Annotated in this window: 12 protein-coding genes; 10 read left to right on the top strand and 2 right to left on the bottom strand. The window is 43.6% G+C overall.

The genetic code is table 11. The features are described 5' to 3' along the window. The first annotated feature begins 24 nt into the window (after positions 1 to 24). The 5 genes from DEAC_RS04030 (at position 25) to DEAC_RS23190 (ending at position 3086) form a co-directional block, all read left to right on the top strand. Positions 25 to 1332 carry an ArnT family glycosyltransferase gene (locus tag DEAC_RS04030; RefSeq protein ID WP_047808767.1) on the top strand — a complete coding sequence of 436 codons (1308 nt, stop codon included), beginning with the start codon at positions 25 to 27 and terminating at the stop codon, positions 1330 to 1332. Between the two features lie 3 nt (positions 1333 to 1335). After that, on the top strand, positions 1336 to 1752 hold the full coding sequence (locus DEAC_RS04025) for a DUF2304 domain-containing protein (RefSeq protein ID WP_047808766.1): 417 nt from the start codon (positions 1336 to 1338) through the stop codon (positions 1750 to 1752). A gap of 9 nt (positions 1753 to 1761) precedes the next feature. Next, positions 1762 to 2472, top strand: coding sequence for a glycosyltransferase family 2 protein (locus DEAC_RS04020; protein ID WP_047808765.1), 711 nt, complete (start codon positions 1762 to 1764; stop codon positions 2470 to 2472). Between the two features lie 72 nt (positions 2473 to 2544). Further along, positions 2545 to 2787, top strand: coding sequence for a hypothetical protein (locus tag DEAC_RS04015; protein WP_047808764.1), 243 nt, complete (start codon positions 2545 to 2547; stop codon positions 2785 to 2787). Beyond that, entirely contained in the window at positions 2784 to 3086 is a 303-nt protein-coding gene (locus DEAC_RS23190) for a hypothetical protein (RefSeq protein ID WP_152671347.1), read from the top strand. The genes DEAC_RS04015 and DEAC_RS23190 overlap by 4 nt, the downstream gene beginning before the upstream one ends. Before the next feature lie 128 nt (positions 3087 to 3214). Here DEAC_RS23190 and DEAC_RS04005 read toward each other — a convergent pair whose 3' ends face one another. After that, entirely contained in the window at positions 3215 to 5290 is a 2076-nt protein-coding gene (locus DEAC_RS04005; protein WP_083995889.1) for a cell wall-binding repeat-containing protein, read from the bottom strand. A gap of 460 nt (positions 5291 to 5750) precedes the next feature. On the opposite strand from DEAC_RS04005, the gene DEAC_RS04000 reads away from it, so the two are divergent. From DEAC_RS04000 to DEAC_RS03985, 4 genes are all read left to right on the top strand, one after another. Next, complete coding sequence (locus tag DEAC_RS04000) at positions 5751 to 8213, top strand: S8 family serine peptidase (protein WP_200903093.1); 2463 nt, start codon at positions 5751 to 5753, stop codon at positions 8211 to 8213. 88 nt (positions 8214 to 8301) lie between these two features. Beyond that, positions 8302 to 9894, top strand: coding sequence for an N-acetylmuramoyl-L-alanine amidase (locus DEAC_RS03995; protein WP_083995887.1), 1593 nt, complete (start codon positions 8302 to 8304; stop codon positions 9892 to 9894). 601 nt (positions 9895 to 10495) lie between these two features. After that, positions 10496 to 14104: a cell wall-binding repeat-containing protein gene (locus DEAC_RS22565; RefSeq protein WP_047808761.1), complete on the top strand. Its 3609-nt coding sequence runs from the start codon at positions 10496 to 10498 to the stop codon at positions 14102 to 14104. Between the two features lie 393 nt (positions 14105 to 14497). Beyond that, entirely contained in the window at positions 14498 to 16105 is a 1608-nt protein-coding gene (locus DEAC_RS03985) for a cell wall-binding repeat-containing protein (protein ID WP_161796417.1), read from the top strand. A gap of 302 nt (positions 16106 to 16407) precedes the next feature. Here DEAC_RS03985 and DEAC_RS03980 read toward each other — a convergent pair whose 3' ends face one another. Beyond that, a complete protein-coding gene (locus DEAC_RS03980; RefSeq protein WP_053006273.1) occupies positions 16408 to 20067 on the bottom strand; it encodes a cell wall-binding repeat-containing protein in 3660 nt (1219 codons plus the stop codon). A gap of 643 nt (positions 20068 to 20710) precedes the next feature. Here DEAC_RS03980 and DEAC_RS22040 point away from each other — a divergent pair. Further along, on the top strand, positions 20711 to 23118 hold a 2408-nt coding region (locus DEAC_RS22040; RefSeq protein ID WP_161796416.1), incomplete at its 3' end, for a S53 family peptidase.

Raw genomic sequence — 23118 nt, 5'->3', positions numbered from 1 at the left:
AATAGAACACGGGGGTTTGATTCATTGGCACAGCAATATAAAAGGCTATGGATAACAGGCCTCCTGTTCTTCATAGCCTTAGGCATTGAGCTTCTATATATAAAATCCTATCCTGTACGCTATTTTATCTCTCCGGATGGCTATCTTTACTCTAATATCGCTGAGAACTTTCTCCAGGGCAAAGGCCTGATGAATACGGCGAATTTTGCGGAAGGTGTTAATCATGTTGTCCAAGCTTTTCCTAAGACGCGTGACTATGTGATAGGACCTGTGTATCCCCTGCTTTTAGCCTTAATCTATGGAGTTTTTGGTTTTAAAAGTTACGCAATGGTGGTTATGGTTCTCCATGGTGTGCTTGGAGCAGCCAGCGCGGTACTTGCTTTCAAGACCGGTGAGCTTCTGTTTGGTAAGAGGTATGGTTGGATACCTTACGTCTTGACACTTGGTTACCCCTTGTTCGCGTTCTGGGGGATGTATGTCTTGACAGAAACGACGTATGTTTTGGCCATTTGGCTGTTTCTGTATTATTCAGTGCGCTATGCCCGCGAAATCAGCCGGCCCAAACTAACAACTCTTTTGATTTTGGGAGCGATGATAGGAGTTTCCAATCTTGTTCGTCCCTTGCTCTTGCTCTATTTCCCTGTTCTGGGATTTTGGATATTCTGGATGAAAGGCTGGCGGCTGAAGCAGGCGCTGCGGGATTTTATGCTGATTCTCTTCATGACCGTTGTAGTCATGAGCCCCTGGTGGATACGTAATGAGTTGAAATATCATCAGTTTATAGCCGTTTCCAATTACGGTTCTTATGAGTTTTATTTAGGGAATAACCCTCGAACGATTACAAACAGTTATTTCGTCATGGATCAACCCAGCTATGACCCGGCAGTCAAAGCAAGGATCGATAAACTTCCTCTCCTGGAGCAGGAAAAAGAGTATAAGAGTCTGGGTGTCTCCTATATCGTCAGCCATCCAGTGTTGTTCTTGGAGCGCACTTTTGCCAAAGAAAAGAACCTGTTTTGGCAGCCCGTAAGCCCCGAAGAAGGGCAGGCCTATAAAATGAAAGGGGCCTTCCTTGATAAGTGGTATCTGCTTTTAGGCTTAAGCGGAATAATCTTAAGTATTATTTGGTTGAAGAAATACAGTTTTCTTTTGCTTTATATACTTTACTACAGCTTTATCGTGAGTATGATCACAGTTGTTTCAGGAGGACGCTATCGCCTGCCGGTGATGCCGGCAATGATTTTGGTGGGGTCCCTGGGTTTTGTTCTGCTCCTTCAAGGAGCCGGGAAGCTGCTGCGGAGACCGGGAAGAGCCCCTAGGAGGTTGGCATAAACGATGACGCGTGTCCAAATCGTCGTACTCATTATGAGCATTTTGGTCACAGGGTTTATTATCGAACAAGTTCGCCAGCGTCGTCTGGCCGTTGAATATTCCTTAATTTGGATTGTTGCGGGCTTTGGCATGATCTTCTTATCCTTGTGGAGAAACGGGATCGAGTATTTGGCGAACCTCATGGGGATTTACTACGCACCCTCCGCGATTTTCGTAATCTTCGGGGTTTTGGTCTTTATTCTTTGTGTCCATTTTTCTCTGGAGATATCTAGATTGAGTTCCACGAATCGTGTTTTGGTGCAGAGAATTGCTTTACTTGAAGACGATTTAAGAAATTTGCAGCAGAGCCCTCAGACAAAATCCCCGCAAACTGGGAAGCGGAAACAAGCAGCGGAAACGAGTCCGCATAAGGACGTGTAAAACGAAGGTATGCAACGAATAATAGCGATTGTTCCGGCCTTGAATGAGGCCCGGAATATCGGTACCGTAGTAGACAATCTAAAAAAAGTATCCTCTTGGCTGGATGTTCTGGTTATCGATGACGGATCGACAGATCAAACGGCGGAGGTTGCCCGCAGACATGGGGCAAAGGTCATTTCCCTGCCTGTGAATTTGGGAATCGGGGGAGCTGTACAAACGGGGTTTCTCTATGCCGTTAGAAACCACTATGATGCTGCCCTGCAAGTAGATGGAGACGGGCAGCACAGAGCCGAAGAGATTGATAAATTGATCGAGCCCATTCTCAAGGACAGAGCTGATGTTACCATAGGATCGCGTTTTTTGAGCAAAACGGCCTATAAATCCTCCCGGTCCCGGCGCATGGGAATCTATCTTTTAAGTAAAACGATCCAGTCCGTTGTGCGCCGGAAATACACGGACCCGACCTCGGGATTTCGTGCCTATAACCAGAGAGCCCTGCGTATGGTCTCGGCCCATTATTCAACAGACTACCCGGAACCCGATGCCATTGTAACCTTGGTCAAAAACGGCATACGGGTTATAGAAGTCTCGGTGGAAATGGACGCTCGTATTTCAGGCAGCTCATCAATCACCCCCTTCAAAAGCGGGTACTATATGTTTAAGGTGAGCTTGGCCATCATCCTTAACTCAATGATGAGCAGGATCTGGCCCGAGCAATAATTTTTTGGGGACAATCCAGCAAATCATGATATAATTATCTCAATCCTTTGTTTGGGAGAGGAGATTGATAGTTTGAAAGCAACTAAAATCGAAAATAAGGACATCCTTGAAGCAGTTAATTCAGGTTCATCTTATTTTGAAATTGGTAACCGGAAATTTTTATTATTCGAAGTCGAACAATATCCGGACAATAATGATGCTAATGTTTACGAAGTAACTGATGACGAGGAAAAGCGACTGCTATTAGAGGCTTTAGAAGGAGATAACCCGATTCTTTCTGATTCAGAAATTGATAAAGCGTTAGGTTCTTTATGAAAATCCACTGGAGAAGATCAGCGGTTGATTCACTCATATCATTAGATAAATGGAGACGAGAAATAGAACTTAGACCTATGGCAGCATTCTTGAGGAGATACATCAATGAGTATTTTCAACGACAAGACTTTTCTATATATATTCCTGGAAAAGATGTAGTTATTGAAGGATACCCCATTAACCTTAAATTACTACTATTATCTATTGGAAAATCTGGGCCGTACAAAGTTTTCTATCGGCTTGAAAAAGATGAAATTGAAATTCTCCTAGTTCGTCATCCTCGACAAAATGAGATTTAATACACAAATCCGGAGAAATATTATAAACAATAAACAGAAGCTGAACGAGTTCACTGCAAATATGTACTCGAATTTTGCCCCAAAAAGCCGCCACTATTTTATTCAGTAAATTAGTGGCGGCTTTTCTCTTAGCGCAAATATTGCTTGAGGAGCGGGAATATGGCGTTGGAGCTTGCAGGATTAAGTGACCAGTTGAGTGACCAGGCTCCGATTCCGCCAAGTCCATATTGGTTGAGCAGGGACAGTTTGGCATTCCAGCTTTGAGCATCGTCGTAATAAACAGTATGGTTGCCGGATGAATCCGTGTAATTGAAATAAGGGATTTGAGAGGAATCTCTCTGAACGGGGCCTTGCGCTAAAGCCTCAAGTTCGGCCATACCGCCGGCTTTTCGCTGATAGGTGGCGTCACTTCCGCTGCCCGTAGTCCACCAGTCGTTGCCGTAGTAAGGTATACCGAGGAGTACTTTATGCATATCAACACCTTGACCTTTAGTGTATTCCATAACCTTGTTCATCCAATCAAGGGGTGCAATAGGCCCGGGAGTTGAATGGCTGTAGTCATAGGTCATAACATCCAGATAATCCACGTTTTGCGCTAACGCAGCGTAATTAAATTCTGTCAGCCAAGACTCGGAGCCTGTGCGAGCCATAACCGCTTCAATGACCAACTTGTTCAGAGGATGAAGTTTAGCATAGAGTTCTTGCATAAACTGCGTAAGATAGGGTCCTGTACTGTCGCTGATAAGTTCAAAGTCGATGACAATTCCGTCAGAGTTAGTGCTTTGGATTAAAGCGATAATCTTGTTTTCCAAGGCTGCCCGAGTTGCTGCTGAAGACAAGACCGTGTCTACGGTTTTTGGAGACGCCCAGCTTGACTGAATTACGGGAAGAACCTTAAGATCGCGGGCATGGACGGCGCTTGTGAATTGAGTATAGTTTCCCGGGGTGGCATCCCAGCCCCCGGTTACATTGCCATTGGCCGCGTCATCAAGGTAATACCAGCTCGGCCCAATCAGGTCTGCATAATCGGTAGCCGGTGAAGGGATTGATTGGAGCTGGCTGAGCATTCCCGTTGCTCCGCTGAGCCCGCCTTGAGTAAACTGCAAGGAAATTCGTGGCTGTATAACTCCTGTACGCAGGATACTTTCCATCTTGTAATTAATCACGCCCCACCCCCCAAGAATCGTAAAGGCAGTGCCCGATGATCGTTTTTGATCGAGATAAGCGGATGTATAAGAAGCTAATGGTTTTGAAGGAAACAAAAAGATCGGCGAATTGGTTTTTGCCGCGAGGGCCGCACCTGCTAAGGCATCGGGGAAATTTTCGCCTGTGGCAACATAGACTTTGGAACTGTCAAAGGGAAGCTGATTTAGAACGATACTATTTGTTTCGTACTGATCATATCCTGCATAACGGGCGGTAACAGTGACCGGCTGCGGGAGTTTCGCCAGCTGGTCTTCTATGGTTTTCTGAATAACAGCTGTTCCGCCGATCAGAGTAACCTGCCGGACTCCCATTTTGGCAAGAGCTGAGGCGGTGTCTGAAGGTAAGGAATCCGGACGCGTAAGTAAAATTGGTATCCCGTGAGCCGCCGCATAAGAAGAAATACTTAACGCATCGGGAAAATGTTCACCATTAACGATGAAAGCTTGGTCCGAGGTCGGAGTTGCCACACCGGCAATCGCTGCAGCAGTTCCATATTGATCCGTCCCAGCGAGACGTGTCGGCGTAATCCCCTGATCTATCAGGGTTTGCTCGATAGAACTGCTTAGAGCAACGGTTCCGCCGAGAAGATAGACATTTTTTGTCCCCAGTCGTTTCAGCTCGCTTAAAACAGCAGGATCTAAATGATCGGATTCTGTAAGCAGCAGGGGTCCATTTACTTTATGCGCCAAGACAGATCCTGTGAGCGCATCCGGGAAGTTTTGCCCTGTAGCGAGGACAGCAACAGGAGCTTGATCCCATCCGGCTTTGGAGATTTCGATGGCAGTATCATAGAGGGTATTGCCGTAGATTCGATCTGTGATGGAATCAGCAGGAGCGGCCTGGGCCACAAGGGAATGAAAGGGAACCAGATTGCTTATAACGGCTAAACCGCATATAAGGGCAATAGTGCAGGAGACCAGGCGAAATTTGTGCTTGTTGGTGCTGTATGGCTGATTGTGATTAGTTGGCTTAGATTTTTTTGTGAAGAATTTAATCATCTTCCCCTCCTTTTTTGGCAGCGGGTTTATTTGTTGCCATTAAGTATTCGTTACAAAAATGAGAACACCTGCCGAAATTTCGACAAGTCGAATGCCAATATCAAACAATTAGGGGTATTACAGGAGATTGCTTTTGATTGACGCAAAAAGAAGAAAAGGAAAGCGGCGATTTTTGTCGAATTAGTCGCTATATAAATGCTTTGAATTAAAGGGAGTGGGAGATATCTTCGGTAAAGTGAGTTTCGCTATTAGATCTGCACATAAAACTAAATATGGGATTGTTCCATTTTTAATAATTGGATTAATATTAAACTCTAATCTACTTATTTCCTCAATGGGGCGGGACGATCTTGCCATAAGAGCAATTAAGACTCAAAAACAAGCTCGAACCCAAGCTCAAGCAAAGACTCTTAGCTCGATAAAAAATACCGCATCGAATAAGTCTTTATTTTTAAGCCAAATGAATGGTAAAAAAACAAATGTTCAAACTCAATCGCCAAACTTGGCATCGGATTCATTACAATCAAAGCAAATTGTCGTCTCCGTATCCTCTAAAACAGATATTACAAATGTGGCTAAGGCATTTAAGGCCACGGTTCTACGTCGCGGGCCGTTAAATTTTGCGACCCTGGAATTTAACAGCACGACTAATGCAGTTTCTCTAATTCCCAGCCTCAAAAGGTTCCCTGGGGTTCTCACTGCGGAAGAGAATCACCTTCATAAGATAGCTGCTGTTGATTCCTCATCACCTCAAGATCCGTATTTTAAGTATCAATGGTCTATCGTCAACGGGGATGTTCAGGGAGCTTGGGACATGGGGGCAACAGGCAAGGGGGTAACAATTGCCATCGTAGATTCTGGGATTGCCCTCAACCATCCGGATTTAAAGGATAATATTGTCCCCGGCTACAATGCGATCACCCAAAGTGATGCCCCCGGGGATAATCAAGATGATAATGGACATGGTACACATGTTGCCGGGATCGCTGCAGCGGAACGCAATGATGTGGGAATTGTCGGTGTAGCCTATCAGGCGAAAATTATGCCTATTAAGGCAGTTGATTTTAAGGGAGATGGATATGATGATGCTATCGCTGCCGGAATAGTTTGGGCCGCCGATCATGGAGCAAAGATCATCAATCTTAGTCTCGGCTCGGAGAATGGAGTCTCGTCTGAGGTGATAAAGCAAGCTGTTAAACATGCTTATAACAAAGGATGTTTATTAGTCGCCTCCGCCGGAAATATCGATCCTTCGTCGCCCCAAAGCGCCGGAGTCAGTTATCCTGGAGCAGACCCACATGTCCTGGCTGTTGCCGCCACGGATAAATATGATAGTATCGCTTCCTTTTCTGCAACAGGGCCGCAGATCAGTTTAGCTGCTCCAGGGGATGGAATCGTCAGTGATTGGTGGAGTATGTCTGAGGGGCTAGGTTATGCCAATGCCAGCGGTACCTCAATGGCTTCTCCCTTTGTTGCCGGGGAGGCGGCTCTCATCTGGGGTTTACATCCTGATTGGACGCGAGAGCAAGTCGTTGCGGCCATGGAAGCAGGCGTTAAAGATCTTGGAACTCCTGGAAGAGACAATAAATACGGATATGGATTAGTTGATGTCAAACTTGCTTTGACCCTTGCCGCTCAAACAGAGCAAACTCTTTCTTCCCCGGCAAAAGTGGGCATTCTGGGAGGAAATGTGCAAAGCACGGATGGGTCGGCTAGTTTTAGTTTGTCAGTCCCCTCACAGGCTTTTGACTCTCCAGCTGATGTTTCCCTGACTACCGTTCCTACCCCGGCGGCTCTTCCTAACGGGGCAAGGATTTTAACTCCGGCCTTTGATGTGGAATGGGGAACAGAGACCCCTCAAGAAATGCTTTCCCTAAATTGCACTGATCCATCTTTGAAGGGAACAGCGAACGAAATTATTTATCACTGGGATGGCGAGCGCTGGATTGCCTTAGGGGGAGAACTTCAAACCGGAGAAATACATCTTGGCCTTTTTAATCCGGGCATTTATGCGGCAGGGACAGCTCAAGCCGCCGATCAATTAACTCAGCGTTTTGCGGGTATTACATCTGAAGAAACCGCGGTGGCAATTTCCCAGGCTGCCTTTCCGACAGGAGCGGATGCGGTGATACTCGCCCAGGCCAATCAGTTTCCGGATGCTCTGGCCGGTGCCCCTCTTGCTTACAAGCTGCAGGCGCCTATTCTGCTTACCTCCAGTTCTTCATTGACACCTGAGGTTCGGGAGGAAATCCAACGCCTTGCTCCAAAGACGATCTATCTCTTAGGCGGTCCGGCTGCCCTTTCTTCAGCAATCGAAATTGAGCTGCGACAGACTTATACCGTTAAACGACTTTACGGCTATACTGCGGAAGGTACTGCCCGTGCTATCGCTGAGGCATTAGGAACAAAAGGAAGAGCAGTGATTGCCAATGTAAATCATTTTCAAGATACGTTAACCATTTCCGCCTGGGCTGCACGCCAGGGAGTCCCCATACTGCTGACAGAAGCTGATGTTTTATCTGAAGATACGCAAACCGCTCTTGAGGAACTCCAGGTCACGGATACGCTGCTTGTAGGAGGAACAGCTGTCATTAGCTCCGAGATCGAAGATCAACTTTCTCTTCCTAAAAGGATTGCCGGGAACACAGTCTATGACACCGCAACGGCTGTTTTACAATCCTATCCTCCTCTTTCGTCAAAGCTGGAGTTAGCTACCGGAGAAAACTTCCCGGATGCTCTTACAGGAGCTGTGCGGGCAGCTATGGAAGGTTCAATGATTGTCTTAGTCCCGACAAAGACGGAAATACCTTCAAGTTTAGCGGCCCTTTTGAGGTCGTGGAAAGGAAAAGAAATTGAAACTTTGGGCGGGAAGGTCGCTCTGCCCGACAGTGTCGTCCAGAAGGTAGAGGCCATGCTGCGTTAGCAAGGGATAAAATACCATAATTTTTTGCAGGACATCATTTAGATATGTCGAATAATAGTAATTTGTTGCTAAAAAGGAGGGATCATAATTGGCTCATTTAAAATGGAAGATCATTGGGATAGTTATCGCAGTTTTTAGTTTCCTTATAGCGTTTCAAAATCCCGCGAATGCATCTCCCTTGGACTTTGGAACCACAAGAATTTACGGGGTAAGGCAGATTGACACGGCCATAAAAGTTTCTCAAGCGGGCTGGCAGCATGCGGATACAGTTTTATTGGCAAATTGTGATCATTTTCCGGATGCCTTAGTTGCCGCACCCCTTTCCCATCAATTAGATGCCCCCATTCTTTTGACCCAGTCCCAGGGAGTTGATCCTTATGTCATGCAGGAAATTAAACGCTTAGGTGCCAAAAAGGTCATTCTCTTAGGCGGAGTCATGGCTCTAAGCTCTCAAGTGGAAACGGATCTGGAAAATGCAGGTTTTCCACAGCCGGAACGGATTTGGGGCCAAGACCAATACGAAACGGCTCAAAAGGTTGCTGAACGTGTAGGATTTAAAGGCCAAGTAATTTTGGCCAATGGAGATCAGTTCCCGGATGCCTTGGCGATTTCCGCTTACGCCGGTGAGACAGAGACACCGATTCTTCTTACGCAGGCTAATACGATGCCTAATGCTACAAAACAAGAACTTGACACATTACGACAAAAATACGGAGATATTAATATTGTTGTTGTGGGTGGTGAGGCAGTTGTTTCCAGTTCAACCTTAACTGGCTTAAACAATGTGCAGCGCATAGCCGGAAATGATCGTTACGAGACCGCCGCAGACGTCTATGACTTCGCTCAGAACGATCTCACTGCGACAACGATGTACGTAGTAACCGGGGAAAATTTTCCGGATGCTCTTGCTGCCGGAGCATTGGCAGCAAAACAGCACGCGGAGATTGTTATGACTCAAGGAACCACGTTGCCGGGGCCAACATACTCCGTTTTATCAAGGCCAACCGCTAGCCCGCTCAATATGGTTATTATTGGTGGGCCTGCAGTCATTAGTGATCAAGTTAAGGGTATGCTTGAAGGGACAATTCCGCCCTCTTCATTATTAGCCGGACTAACTATTGTTGTTGACCCGGGACATGGAGGACCGGATACCGGTGCTATTGGCCCTTCAGGAACCTATGAAAAGAACAACACGTTGGCGGTTGGCTTAGATCTGGAAAATGATTTGCGTTCGGCTGGGGCACGGGTAATCATGACTCGAAGTACAGATGTATCTCCTGCTCAGGGGACGTATTCCGAGCTTTCTGACCTTCAAGCACGTACAAAAATTGCCAACGATGCCAATGCGGACATGTTCATCTGCTTGCACAATGATTCCTTCAGCAATCCAAGCGCTTCAGGGACAACAAGCTACTACAGTTCAGCAAGTCCTGTAGCTGATCAATCCCAGGCTCTTGCCAAAAATGTACAAAGTGAATTAGTGTCAGCGATAGGATTGAACGACCGAGGAGTAAAAGATGCTCCCTTTTATGTCATTAAAAACACGAAGATGCCGGCGGTTCTTATCGAAATTGGATTTATTTCCAACCCCAATGAGGAAAAACTTTTGGGGTCACCGGATTTCCAAGAGAAGGCAGCCGCAGGGATATGTGAAGGAATTTTGAAGTATAAAGGGTACTAGAGACGTATTTTCATACGAAGAGAATTAAAAGTGATCTCGGGTATTCAGCCAAGTCTATATGCTCAATTTTTCCTAAGCTTGTACTATTCGCTAAAACTTCTAAATAACATATTTATTAGATGTTAACAAGATTTTCACATCTTGGTCAAAAAACTATGCTATACTCAGATAAGCTTACTTGTAGAGTATATTTTTGGCTAAATAGTGGAAAACTAGTTAGTTTTAGTGTAGACTATACAAGTACTGACTGTGGTCTGTTCGGGGATTTTTGGGCTTGAATTAAAAGACTTATAAAAAAAAATCGGACAGTAAGCAGGAATATTAGTTATTATGGAGAATACATATAGCTAATGTAGACCCTTTTTTGTGGTTTCATATTTTATGCGGTTCTAAAGGGTAGCCTGAGCGGATGAGATATCATCTTCAGGGGGGACGCTCCCGCTAAAGTCTTAGGTCTACTTTTAGATATTGCGCAATGTCTAAAGATTGTGCTACTCATGTTAAGGGGGTGAGGGACGACTAAAAGACGTCCTAGGTAAGGAAAAGAGATAGTCATTCACCAGACAGAAGAGATCCAAAGACGAGAGGAGATATTCACTACATGAAAAAAACTAAAAAAGCTTTAGCATCTTTAGCTATTGCTGGAATGGCCTTAACAGTAGTACCGTTCAATGCTTTTGCTGATAGCACGGTGCCAACTCGTATAGCAGGTAATACCGCAGCTCAAACTGCTGCAGCAATCGCAGATCAAACCGGCTGGACTGGCACAGCAATTCTTGCTTCCTCAGCCTCCTATGGTATGGTAGATGCCCTGACTGCAGGACCGCTTTCTACTTATTTGAAAGCTCCGATCCTTTTAACCGGTCCTGGAAACACCTTAGACCCTGACACAAAAAATGAACTTACCAAACTCAATGTTAAAACGGTTTATGTCACCAGCGGTACCGCTGTAATCAGCCAAGCGGTGCTTGATCAATTATCAGGCATGGGCATTTCAGTTATTTCCCTTGGTGGTCAAGACCGTGCAGAAACTTCCGTTAACATTGCTAAAAGAATGGTTGGCGTAACTAAGGTTGCCGTTGCCAATGGATTACAAGATGCTCTTTCCATTGCTTCCGTTGCTTCCGCTGCCAATGAGCCTATTCTCTTAACTGACAAAAATTCCGTTCCTCCAAGTGTTGCAGCTTACTTAACAGCTAACCCGAGCATCACTTCATCTGATGTTATCGGCGGAACAGGTGTTATCAGTGATGCAGTAGCGGCTCAATTCCCGCACGCTACCCGCCATTTCGGAAACACCGCTTATGATACCAATAACCAAGTTATCCAAGACTTCAGTTCATCGCTCAAATTCGATAATGTCTATGTAGCCAATGGCAACACTGGTATTGATGCTCTTGCAGGTGCGCCTCTTGCAGCTATGACCAACTCCCCCATTGTCCTCACAGACGGAACAGTTCCTGCAGCAGCTACGTATGTTCACGGTAAACTGGCTACTGATGCTGTTGTAACTGCTCTCGGCGGTGCAGCTGTTGTTTCTGATCAAGTACGTACCGGTATTCTTACAGGACAAGTAACTAATCCAAGCGGCCCTGTAGCTGTTACCTCCGTAACTGCTGTCAGCGCTACGAGCTTCGAAGTAAAATTTAGCTCAGCACCCGCTGATCCATCTAAAGTTTCTTTCGCAGTTACCAATACAGGCTCTCCTGTTGCTGTAACTACTAGCTGGGACTCCACCAATACAGTAGCTACCTTGTCTTGCGCTAATAACTTGCCTGAAGGAAGCTATTCAATCGATGTTCAAAATGACTCAGTTGATCTTGGTACAAGCACTGTAGCTATCACTGCACAAAAGATTGCTAAGATTGATATCAATTCAACGAAACTTGCTGTGACCACAACAAGTTCAAGCATCACCGGCGGAATTGGTTATGCTACGTTTAAAGTATACGACCAATATGGCGTTGATATCACCAGCAGTTATCTGGCTAACAACATTACCTGGACAACCGGTGTCGGTTCTGTTACTGTTCCATCACACGGCGTATTGGAAGTAACACCTAGTGGCACCACGAATCTTCTTACCTTCTCCACAGTAGTTATCACAGGTTATGATTCAAGCTCAGGTGTTTCTACAAGTGCAACCTTAAATACTTCCACAGCTGCTGGTACATTAAGCGGCATTACGCTTAACAAACTGACCAGTTCAAACAACGCAGTTCTTACCGCTCAAGATACCAGCGACATTTGGTATATCGATTATACTGCTACGGATCTAAGCGGAAATTCTACCAATGATTATAACCTCGTTAAAAACGGTTTGATCACAACTGGGGATGACCTAGAACTAACAAGTTCTAATCCGTATGTAACTGCTAAAGTTGTCCAAGACCCTAATGACAGCAACAAAGCAGCTATTCAAGTTACAGTTAACAGCACCTCTGTTCAAATGGATATGCCTGTAACGATCACAGCCATGACTTATGGTGGAGCTCCTTCATCATTGAACTTGACATTAAAGAAACAGGCTAGTGTAAATACTTTCACTTTAATGGCTCCGTCTTACAGCATCGCTTCCGGTGAATACAAACAAATTCCATTTATGGCCTATGACCAAAATGGGGTTCAACTCACCAAATACAGCGATCTTAAGGATGTTGTTTTAAGCCCTCAATATACAGGCCCTGGGACTACCGGAGTTAAGCTGGTCCAAAATCCAGATGGAACTGCCAGCCTGTGGTATCAAGCTGCTGTCAATAACACTAACCAAAGTCAACCGGGTGTTATTACTGCAAGCGTTCCTGTAACCGGTAAGATCAGCACAATAACCATTAACGTCCAAACTCCTGTTAAAGCTAACACATTGTCCTTAGACAGCACAAAAGTTGTAAGTACAATGCAATCTGACGGTGCACAACAACGTATAGACTTTGGCTACAACTATGGCGGCTTATCGGTTCTTGACCAATATGGCAGACCGATGGATTTCACCGATCTCACCAAATATGGAGACGGTGGCATCACCTACAATGGTACGACCAACCCCAATGACAGATTCGTAGTTGTCGCATCCACAACAGGAAGTTCGATAGAGCTGCATCAAACCTATGGAGATGGAACTACTAGCTCTGCTATTCAATCTCAAGTTCTAATCAATGGCTTAGATGGCAGTGGTAATGGCGGCGAAGGTGTAGAAATCTTATCAGACGCCACAGGCCAACAAACCGTTACTTTTGCTCTGTATGATATTACACAAGCGAATAATGCCGCATTTAATCCCGCTCTCAAGAACTTTAGTGCATTAACAACATCAATTGATACCAAGACTATAACATTCTCGGTAATCAAAAATACTGATATCAAAGGTTATGCTATTGATAAAGTAGCTAGTCCTCTCTATACGGAATATGACTCAACGCTTGGCAGAGGTTTTACACCTCGTGTTAAGGCCTATGAGGCTAATCCATATGTATGGGGAACAACAGCCGGCGGCGGTAAAGTAGTATTGAAAAACGGCGCAATAAAAGGAGCGTATGTTGATTCAACTGACTTCACAGTTGACCCGACCGAAAAAGGTTCTATTTCTTATGGTACCTTGTCGGGAGCTGGAAACTATGATGCGGTCTATGTTGCAGCAAATAAATTAGATGCCTCGAAGACTGGTTCAAACACTACTTTGACAGTAATCATCCAAGGCGCTGATGGATTAACGCATACAGTAACTACTCCGATCACTTCTTCCACAACAAATCCTGTAGCACAATCGATTAACCTGTATGTTGATACAACAGTACCGGGTGTTACACTCTCCGATGATGGAACAACAGCTACAGTTCCGGTTGCTGACCTTGTTCAAGGACAATATCTGGCACGCTATATCAATCCTTCTGATGCCAATATCACAGGTAGCGGAGCAGACGTAAAAGATGGTAAAAATCCTGCACCTCTTTACTTCTACGCTAAAGATTCCTATGGTTCAAAAGGTATGGATTTAGCAAATGTCAGCCTCGTTGACAATTCAGATGACATTGACGCAACATCTGATGCCAGCCATACCAATTTCCAAATTGACCAATATGGACGAATTACTCACGTAGATGCTAGTGCTATTAACGCTGCTATTGCTGCAAACGGACACTATTACTTTACTGTTACTGCTGTAACAACAAGTGGATTAGTACAAACCGTTAAGATTAATGTAGTACAGTAATCTCAGATCCAAAGTTTACTGCATAAGTTACTAATTGAGATAGGGAGTCAATATGCTTTCGGGTGTATTGGCTCCTTTTCTTACATAGAATTGAGAAAAAAACTCACTGTAAAGGTTTATAGACGGTCAGTGAAAATAGATACAGCTATTTGGCACCTATCTTAAGAGATAATTGACTCACGACTTGTAAATTTAAGTAATTATTGCAGGTTTTTCATGTTTTTCGTGGTATAATTTGGCTATAAATTTATTGCTCCATCATATATCAAAGAGGTTTGATCAGTATTGAAAATAATATGAAGAGTAAAAATTATTTTGAAAGGAAGAGAGACAATAGTGATGCAAAAATTGAAACTCAAATCAGTTGCTATCTCACTTTGCCTATTAGTTTCAATGATAATGGTGCCCAAGGGTGCCTATGCAGTAACAGCGACGAAGATTCAGAATACCCGTCTTGCCGGAGAAGATCAGTATCAGACTGCTGCAGCTATTGCTAATGCAGGGTGGACTTCGTCCTATTACGCAGTCGTCGCCAGTGGGGAGAATTTTCCTGATGCATTATGTGCTGCTCCTCTAGCCGCAAAATATGATGCTCCCATTTTGCTTAATTCTGTCAATCACCTGGAGGACGCAACGAAAGAAGAACTTTTAAATTTGCATGTAAAAAGTGTAATTATGATTGGAGGACAAGGAATTCTCTCCGCAGGAGTGCAGCAAGAAATAGAGAATTTAGGCATTAATGTATGGAGAATTGCCGGACAAGATCGCTATGCAACATCTTTAGATGTAGCTCAAGTTTTAGGTAAGTCTGATGATGCAGTGATTGCTTCAGGTGATGATTTTCAAGATGTATTATCTGTTGCACCTATTGCGGCACTAAAACAAATGCCAATTATACTTACGCCCGAAAATTTGCTCCAGCCGGATATCAAGGATTATGTAGAGAAATCAGTAGAGAAAACCTATGTTTTAGGTGATGAGAGTTATATTAGTGATGGTGTTGTTAAGCAACTTCCTTCTCCCCAAAGAATAAATTCTACTGATCACTATAGTACAAATATCGAAATCATAAAAACGTTTGCTAAAGATCTTGATTTGAGCACATGCTATGTAGCAACAGGAGAAACCTACCCCGATGCATTGTCTGGATCTGTACTTGCCTCACTAACAAAATCGCCGGTCATTCTTGTAAAAGAACCACTTAACGCTGAAACCTTGAGTTTTTTTACGGATAATATGAACAACATTAAAAAGGTAACGGCTTTAGGTGGAACAGCAGTCGTATCGGATAATTTGCTAAGCACTATTACAACTAATACTAGTGCTGCTTCTGGAACTGCTACTGATAGCGGGACTAAGGGTAGTACTACTAGTGGTGTCAATGGCGGTACTGACAGCGGATCTAATACGGGAAATAATAGTGGAACTAATACCGGTGTTGATAATAACGGTATACTTGGAAGTCCAAATCATTTTGAGGCGGATGCCGTAGATACGAACGAGATCGATTTGTCTTGGGATTCGGTAAATAATGCCATTTCATATAATGTTTATAGAACCACTGCTGATTCGGGGATATATCAACTTGTTACTTCGGCTACTTTTCCATACTATACGGATGATACCGTTTCGTCTGGCGTAACATACTACTATAAAGTTCAGGCGGTAAATACAACAGGCACTGGTGCATTCTCAAACGTGGTGTACGCAACGGCTTTACTAGACCAGAGTGTTTTTTCTCCACCTACAAATCTTGTTGCAGTGGGCCAGAATAATTCGCAAATCCTGTTGAGTTGGAGCGGAGTCAGTAATGCTGCTTATTACAACATTTATAGGGCAACATCATTTTCTGGAACGTATGAGAAAATTGCCTCTCCGGCCTTTGTAACGTATCTTGACAGTTCGGTATCCACTGGTAAGGTTTATTATTATAAAGTGCAGGCGGTTGGTGCTAAAGGCCCAAGTGATTTCTCGAATATTACCTACACTGCCACAAAGTGATTTTGATAATCTCAAGGTTTGAGATTAGGAATCCAATAGACGGAGGCCTCTTACTTTCGCAGTGATCATTTTGGGGGCCTGCAAATACAATAACAATCATAAAACAACAATAACAGAACGATAATGGGACGATAATAATAGAATGAAAACTGGCCCTGATTTTTCTTTCTGAAATTCAGGGCCAGTTTTCATTCAACTATTACAAAGTATACTTTTTAAGCATTAACTTTAATTAATGGCTTCTGTCCTCAGCAGAGCTCGGCGGAAGCCAGGATATTATTAATCACTCTAATGTGTTCCTATTACTTAGTGTATACGATCTTGACTGTTTGCAGTAATCCGCTTGTTGTTACGCCGGTAACAGTCACATACTTAGTAAAGCCGGGCTCTGAACTGCTTAGTACTTCTTGGCCTAATGTATTTTTTGCAATGCTGCCATCACTGTTAAGGCTAAACTCGCCATTACTGGTAACATTAGTTGCAGTAAAATCACCAGTATTGCCCACTAGGCTTATTGATGCTAAATCGATACCTTTTGTTCCGTAGGAATCTTTAGCATAGAAGTACACTACAGCGCGATTTTTTCCGCCAACATTTAATGCAGCTGCGGCAGGAATATAACGGGAGAGATATTTTCCTACAGCTAAACCTGTAGTATCGGCATCGGAGCCCGCTTTAATATAAACCGTGGTGCCGTCGTCAGAGAGAGAGGCGCCATTTATTGTTTGGTCGACATACACGCCCATCGATTGTGCAACAGGGTTTGTCGTTGACGAAGTAATAGGCGTTGTTACGGCATGTGTCAGCCCGTCAGCACCTTTTATAGTTACAGTCAAGGTAGTGCTTGACGAAGACTTAGAAGGATCCAATTTTTTGGCCGCAACATAGACAGCATCGGCAGTATGCTTCGCGCAACTTACCTCACCGGTATTTTCTGTGTCAACTAAGAAGTCGCTGGAATTAACATAAGCCCCTTGTATAGAATAGCCGGCAAGCACTACTAAACCACCGCCTGCTGTCAGCCCAAATACATAAGGGTTAGCTTCGTACTCCTGTTGCTGAAGTGTAATTGCCCCTGCTGTTGTTGGAGCTGAATTTGTCGTTGCAGGAATTTTTGCATATATTGGATTTGGCTCTTTAGCAATAGTATAGCCTTTAATATCTTTATTTTGGAGCACTGAGTAAGTCACAGACTTAGAATCAATTGGGGATAAATCGTTGTAGTTCTTGATGCTGTTATTAAAAATGTAATCACCTCTGTTATAGGTTGAACCATCTGACCTTCTGCCAGAAACATTAGCCGTTTGGTAAGTATCATACAAATAGAAACGAACTGTTTGCTGACCTGGCTTTAAGGACCTGATTTCGATGCTTTTCCCAGCATTGGCAACAGCATACCTTACTCCATAACCTGCAGGCAGCATAACTTCTTTATCAGAACCACATTGATCCAAAGCAATGGAGCCTCCTGTAGTAGTTGCCGCAACTTGATACCGGTTACCATCGGCTCCGTATTTAGCAAGCGAGGTAAAGTCCATAGGTCTGCCATATTGATCGTTAACGGTTAAGCCCCCATAGTTGTAACCGAAGTCAACTTTTTCAATTGCGCCGTAGTCTGCGGCGGAGGTAGGAATCAAATTGCACGCAACAGTGGGCGCTTCCATAGAACTGATCATAATATGACTATTTAAAGTCAGCGTGTTGGCTTTGGGAAGTGTTTGGATATTAATGGTGATAGTGCTGATTTTACCTGATCCGGGGACACTTGCCGTAATGACTCCGGGCTGGCTTTGGTTGGAACCAGCAGGAAGTGTGCTAGCCTGATACCATAAACTTGCTGTACCGTCAGGATTTTGTATTAACTGTGCTCCTGGTTGACTTGAATTGGAATATAGAGGACTTAAAATAACATTCGTAAGATCACTATATCTGGTAAGTTGAACTCCGTTTTGGTCATAGGCCATAAACGGAATTTGTTTGTATTCACCAGAAGCAATTACTTGATTCGGAGCCATCAGAGTGAAGGTTTCAACAGATTGTTGTTTCTTCAGCGTTAAAGTCAAAGAGGAAGGGGTTCCTCCATAACACATAGCTGTAATAGTTACGGGCATATCCATTTGAACAGAGGTACTATTAACTGTAACTTGAATTGCAGCTTTGTTGCTGTCATTAGGATCTTGTACAACTTTGGCAGTTACATAGGGATTGGAGCATGTTATCTCGTAGTCGGTTCCAATTGTAATTAAGCCGTTTTTTACAAGGTTATAATCATTCGTGGGATTGCCACTCATATCTTTAGCGGTGTAATCAATATACCAAATGTTGCTGGTATCCTGAGCGGTAAGAATTGCATTGTTTGAGTTGATCAGTTTATTAAGCGTTATACTGCTTAATGTTCCAGCCGCTGTAGAAGTATTTAAAGTTGCACTTGTAGAAACACCGGAGCTTGAATCATAACCTGTGATAACCACTGTGGAGAAGGTGAGAAGATTCATGGTATTAGGTGTTACCTGTAATACACCATGCGTTGGAACAGTAATAGAACCGACACCAGTAGTCCAGGTAATGTTATTGGCCAGATAGCTGCTGGTAATATCACTGCCATATTGGTCCTGAGCTATAAAGGTAGCATAACCAATTCCGCCGGCAGTGGTTGAATTTGCTGTGGTCACAGCAAGTTTCGTTGAATTGATAGTGATCTTAGCAATTTTTTGTGCAGTAATAGCTACGGTGCTTGTGCCAAGATCAAACGAGTTATTTTGAACATCGATAGCGTAGCTTCCTTCAGGCAAGTTATTAGCGCAAGACAAGGTAGCTACTGTATTGGTGGAGTCCCAGCTGGTAGTTACAGTAACGGGAGAGCCTGTATTGGTAACTGTGAAAGAAACTTTAGATGGATCAGCAGGTGCTGAGCTGAATTTTACTTCGAAGCTCGCAGCGCTTACAGCAGTTACAGAGGTAACAGCTACAGGTCCACCTGGGTTATTTACTTGCCCTGTGAGAATACCGGTACGTACTTGATCAGAAACAACAGCTGCACCGCCGAGAGCAGTTACAACAGCATCAGCGGCTAGTTTACCGTGAACATACGCAGCTGCTGCAGGAACTGTTCCGTCTGTGAGGACAATGGGGGAGTTGGTCATAGCTGCAAGAGGCGCACCTGCAAGAGCATCAATACCAGTGTTGCCATTGGCTACATAGACATTATCGAATTTGAGCGATGAACTGAAGTCTTGGATAACTTGGTTATTGGTATCATAAGCGGTGTTTCCGAAATGGCGGGTAGCGTGCGGGAATTGAGCCGCTACTGCATCACTGATAACACCTGTTCCGCCGATAACATCAGATGAAGTGATGCTCGGGTTAGCTGTTAAGTAAGCTGCAACACTTGGAGGAACGGAATTTTTGTCAGTTAAGAGAATAGGCTCATTGGCAGCGGAAGCAACGGAAGCAATGGAAAGAGCATCTTGTAATCCATTGGCAACGGCAACCTTAGTTACGCCAACCATTCTTTTAGCAATGTTAACGGAAGTTTCTGCACGGTCTTGACCACCAAGGGAAATAACTGAAATGCCCATGCCTGATAATTGATCAAGCACCGCTTGGCTGATTACAGCGGTACCGCTGGTGACATAAACCGTTTTAACATTGAGTTTGGTAAGTTCATTTTTTGTGTCAGGGTCCAAGGTGTTTCCAGGACCGGTTAAAAGGATCGGAGCTTTCAAATAAGTAGAAAGTGGTCCTGCAGTCAGGGCATCTACCATACCATAGGAGGCTGAGGAAGCAAGAATTGCTATGCCAGTCCAGCCGGTTTGATCTGCGATTGCTGCAGCAGTTTGAGCTGCGGTATTACCTGCTATACGAGTTGGCACCATGCTGTCCGCGAAAGCATGTAATGGCACTGTGGTTAGGGTCATACTCATAATAGCCAATGATGCAAAGATATTTTGAGTTTTTTTCATTTGGAAAAAACCTCCTCTGTCTTTGGATCTTTCTGTGTAGTGGATGAATATCTCTTTTCCGAAACCGTTTAATAGTTTGTCGTGCACCCCCCTATTTAAATTTCTAAGAAAGGATTCTAGTGAACTCGTTCAGCTGAAGCTGAACATCAGGCTTCGGTGGGAGCTCTACCCCCATCGAAGCAAGCTATAGCCTCCACTCCCACTGTAGAAGTGGAGGCTTAAGATGGAAAAATAAATAATTAATTACTAAAAATGTATATCATAGAAAATGTATACAAAAACAATTCTACATTCGATAAAAGAACTCCTTCAAATTGGGAGAAAATTTTAAAATATTTTGAATATTATATATTAATGCAGTGTGTAATATGAATATTAATTACTCCAATTTTCCCCATCCTCTTTAAAAGGAAAAAAGATTAAAAAAGCAGGCAGTAAGTTCATATGAAGGAACAACAAGGTATTAATTATCTTTATAGACCTCAGGATAGCAGTATTTTGAAAAATATAGATTTTACAGACGATCTATAGTATTGTAAAGATATGTATGGACAGAAAGAAAATTGAGGAATCTTTTAAAGGAGGGATAATGGGATTTTATTAGGTATTTGCATAATAATTTTTGTATTGAGGATGGGGATAAATGAAAAGAAAGTTATTAAAAATTTTTAGCGTTTTGATGTTAATGTTTTTCATTTTTAGCTCCGTGGAAACAGTTTATGCGAGTGAAGTCCCAGCAGGCCTTGGTAATAAGACACACCCCCTAATAATTACGCCTGACCCTTCAATTCTGGTAAATCATGCGGTTGTACCCATTCCGGATAGTACCGTAATCCCTGTACATATATACTTAAAAATGTCTGATCCAGAGGGATTGGATAATTATGTTAAATCGGTGTCGGATCCCAAATCACCAAATTACCATCATTTTTTAACGCCGGATCAATTAAATGCGATGTTTGGTCCTCCTGATTCTGCAGTAACAAGTGTGAATTCGTATTTTACGTCCTTTGGATTAACTCGAGATAAAGCGGACAAATTAAAATCTCATTTAGAATATACAGGAACTGTTGGAACAATAGCGAAATTATTTAAAACTCAAATTAAGCAAGTTAAAATAGATGCTAAAGTTATGCCAACTGCAACTATGGCAATTAATGTGCCAGCAGAAGTATCTTCATATATTGAGACAATTACAGGCCTTACACCACACGAAATTAAGCATCCGGATAGCTCCTCTACACACAATCTAATAAAAATACCGATTTCTTCTGATGCAGTCATACCTAATTCAACATCGGGAGATAGCTTAACAATAACTTCAGATAGTCGATTTCAAAATGGACTATCTGCTCCGACAGGGCAAAATATATATCTGCGGATTATAGCAAAAGATCAAAGTGGTAATTATATAACTAATGCGCGATTATCCGTTTCTTTGCTTGGAGGTAATATTCCAGCTTCAGCATTGTGGGCCTCATCATTTGAGCCTAATAATACAGATTCTAATGGAGAAATGGACCTTTATATTAAGGCCTATCAGGCAGGGACTGAAAACTTTTCATTTTCAATCCCTGATTCTTCAGGTGGGACAGCGACAAATTCTATTTCTTTAACATGGACAGGGCCAAATATCGTACAGACTGCATTTACGCCGAATCAAATCAATACCGCTTATGATGCAACCAATATTGTGAATAATTTATCAGGTCATAATGCAAGTGTAGGGATCTATGGTGATACTATGCCCGACCCTAATGTTCTCGCTGCTTTTGAAAATAAATATGGGCTGCCTGCTGCGAATTTTATTCCTGTACCAGTTGATCAAACGGGCAATTCTCCCGATTCTGGAGCTGTTGAAGAAGCTGATTTGGACATTCAACGGGTAGAGTCATCGGCACCTGGAGCAACAATTTATTTCTACGCAGATTATGGAGATATGCTTGATGGATTGACTGCAGCGGTTCAGGAAGATAGAGTCTCAGTATATTCTATAAGTTACGGATTTATAGGACCTTTACCAACTGATTACGAAAATGCTTGGGAAACTCAATTGGAGGCAGCAGCGGCTGAAGGAATAACAGTTGTTGCTTCTTCAGGAGATAACGGCGCTTATGAAAATCTAGGTTCGACAAATCCCATGGCTTCACCATTTGCACAAATGCCGTCTGCCAGTCCTTATGTGTTAAGCGTTGGAGGAACGCAGTTAGCAATTAATAGCAATACTAATGAAACGGCAAGCGAGTGGGGATGGTCTTGGGACAACAACTGGAATGGTTATCCGAATGCCTCCGGAGGAGGATTTTCCACTGATTTCCCGGTTCCAGCCTGGCAAAACGGAATTGTTTCTAGCAGTGCTACAGGGAGGGGAGTGCCCGATCTTAGCTTTGCAGCTACTAGTCCGGGCTATGATACTTATTTGAGTGATCCTCCGCAAGATAATGCTATGGTGGGTACCAGTGCCTCAGCGCCAACTTTGGCCGGATGGATAGCAGCCTATAATGCTGAGCAAAATACTCGGCTGGGATTACTTAATCCCAACTTATATAAATTATATCAAGGAAACTTTTCTGTGTTTCACGATATAACGGTTGGCTATAATGGATGTTATAATGCCGGAACTGGATGGGATGCAGTTACAGGACTTGGTTCATTGGATGTTGATGCCTTTTTCAATGCTTTAACACCTTATTATACCTCGTTACCGGCGAAAGGAAGTTTAGATACGAACATAAGCGGGACGCTGAGCGGGACTGTCAACTTATGGGGGTGGTATTTGGACGGCAGCGGAGTGAGCACGGTACAAGTACTCATCGATAACAGTCCCGTAGGAACGGCAAGCTATGGAGACTCGCGAACGGATGTGGCAGCAGCACTTCCGGCGTATAACAACAGTAATTCGGGGTATCACTACAGCTTGGATACAACGAAACTTACGAACGGGAAGCATACCTTGGTGATTCAGGAAACAGGGAAGAACGGAAAACAGGCAAGCTTGCCTGGAGTAAACATTAATGTGAGTAATGTTTCGGCGCTGCCGGCACTGGGAAG

The sequence above is a fragment of the Desulfosporosinus acididurans genome (assembly GCF_001029285.1).
Classification (GTDB): domain Bacteria; phylum Bacillota; class Desulfitobacteriia; order Desulfitobacteriales; family Desulfitobacteriaceae; genus Desulfosporosinus; species Desulfosporosinus acididurans.
This window is presented reverse-complemented; position numbering and strand designations above follow the sequence as displayed.

Coding starts and splice junctions, on each gene's coding strand:
- DEAC_RS04025 (WP_047808766.1), top strand. CDS start 1,336: ATGACGCGTGTCCAAATCGTCGTACTCATTATGAGCATTTTGGTCACA.
- DEAC_RS04020 (WP_047808765.1), top strand. CDS start 1,762: ATGCAACGAATAATAGCGATTGTTCCGGCCTTGAATGAGGCCCGGAAT.
- DEAC_RS23190 (WP_152671347.1), top strand. CDS start 2,784: ATGAAAATCCACTGGAGAAGATCAGCGGTTGATTCACTCATATCATTA.
- DEAC_RS04005 (WP_083995889.1), bottom strand. CDS start 5,290: ATGATTAAATTCTTCACAAAAAAATCTAAGCCAACTAATCACAATCAG.
- DEAC_RS04000 (WP_200903093.1), top strand. CDS start 5,751: ATGAATGGTAAAAAAACAAATGTTCAAACTCAATCGCCAAACTTGGCA.
- DEAC_RS22565 (WP_047808761.1), top strand. CDS start 10,496: ATGAAAAAAACTAAAAAAGCTTTAGCATCTTTAGCTATTGCTGGAATG.
- DEAC_RS03985 (WP_161796417.1), top strand. CDS start 14,498: ATGATAATGGTGCCCAAGGGTGCCTATGCAGTAACAGCGACGAAGATT.
- DEAC_RS03980 (WP_053006273.1), bottom strand. CDS start 20,067: ATGAAAAAAACTCAAAATATCTTTGCATCATTGGCTATTATGAGTATG.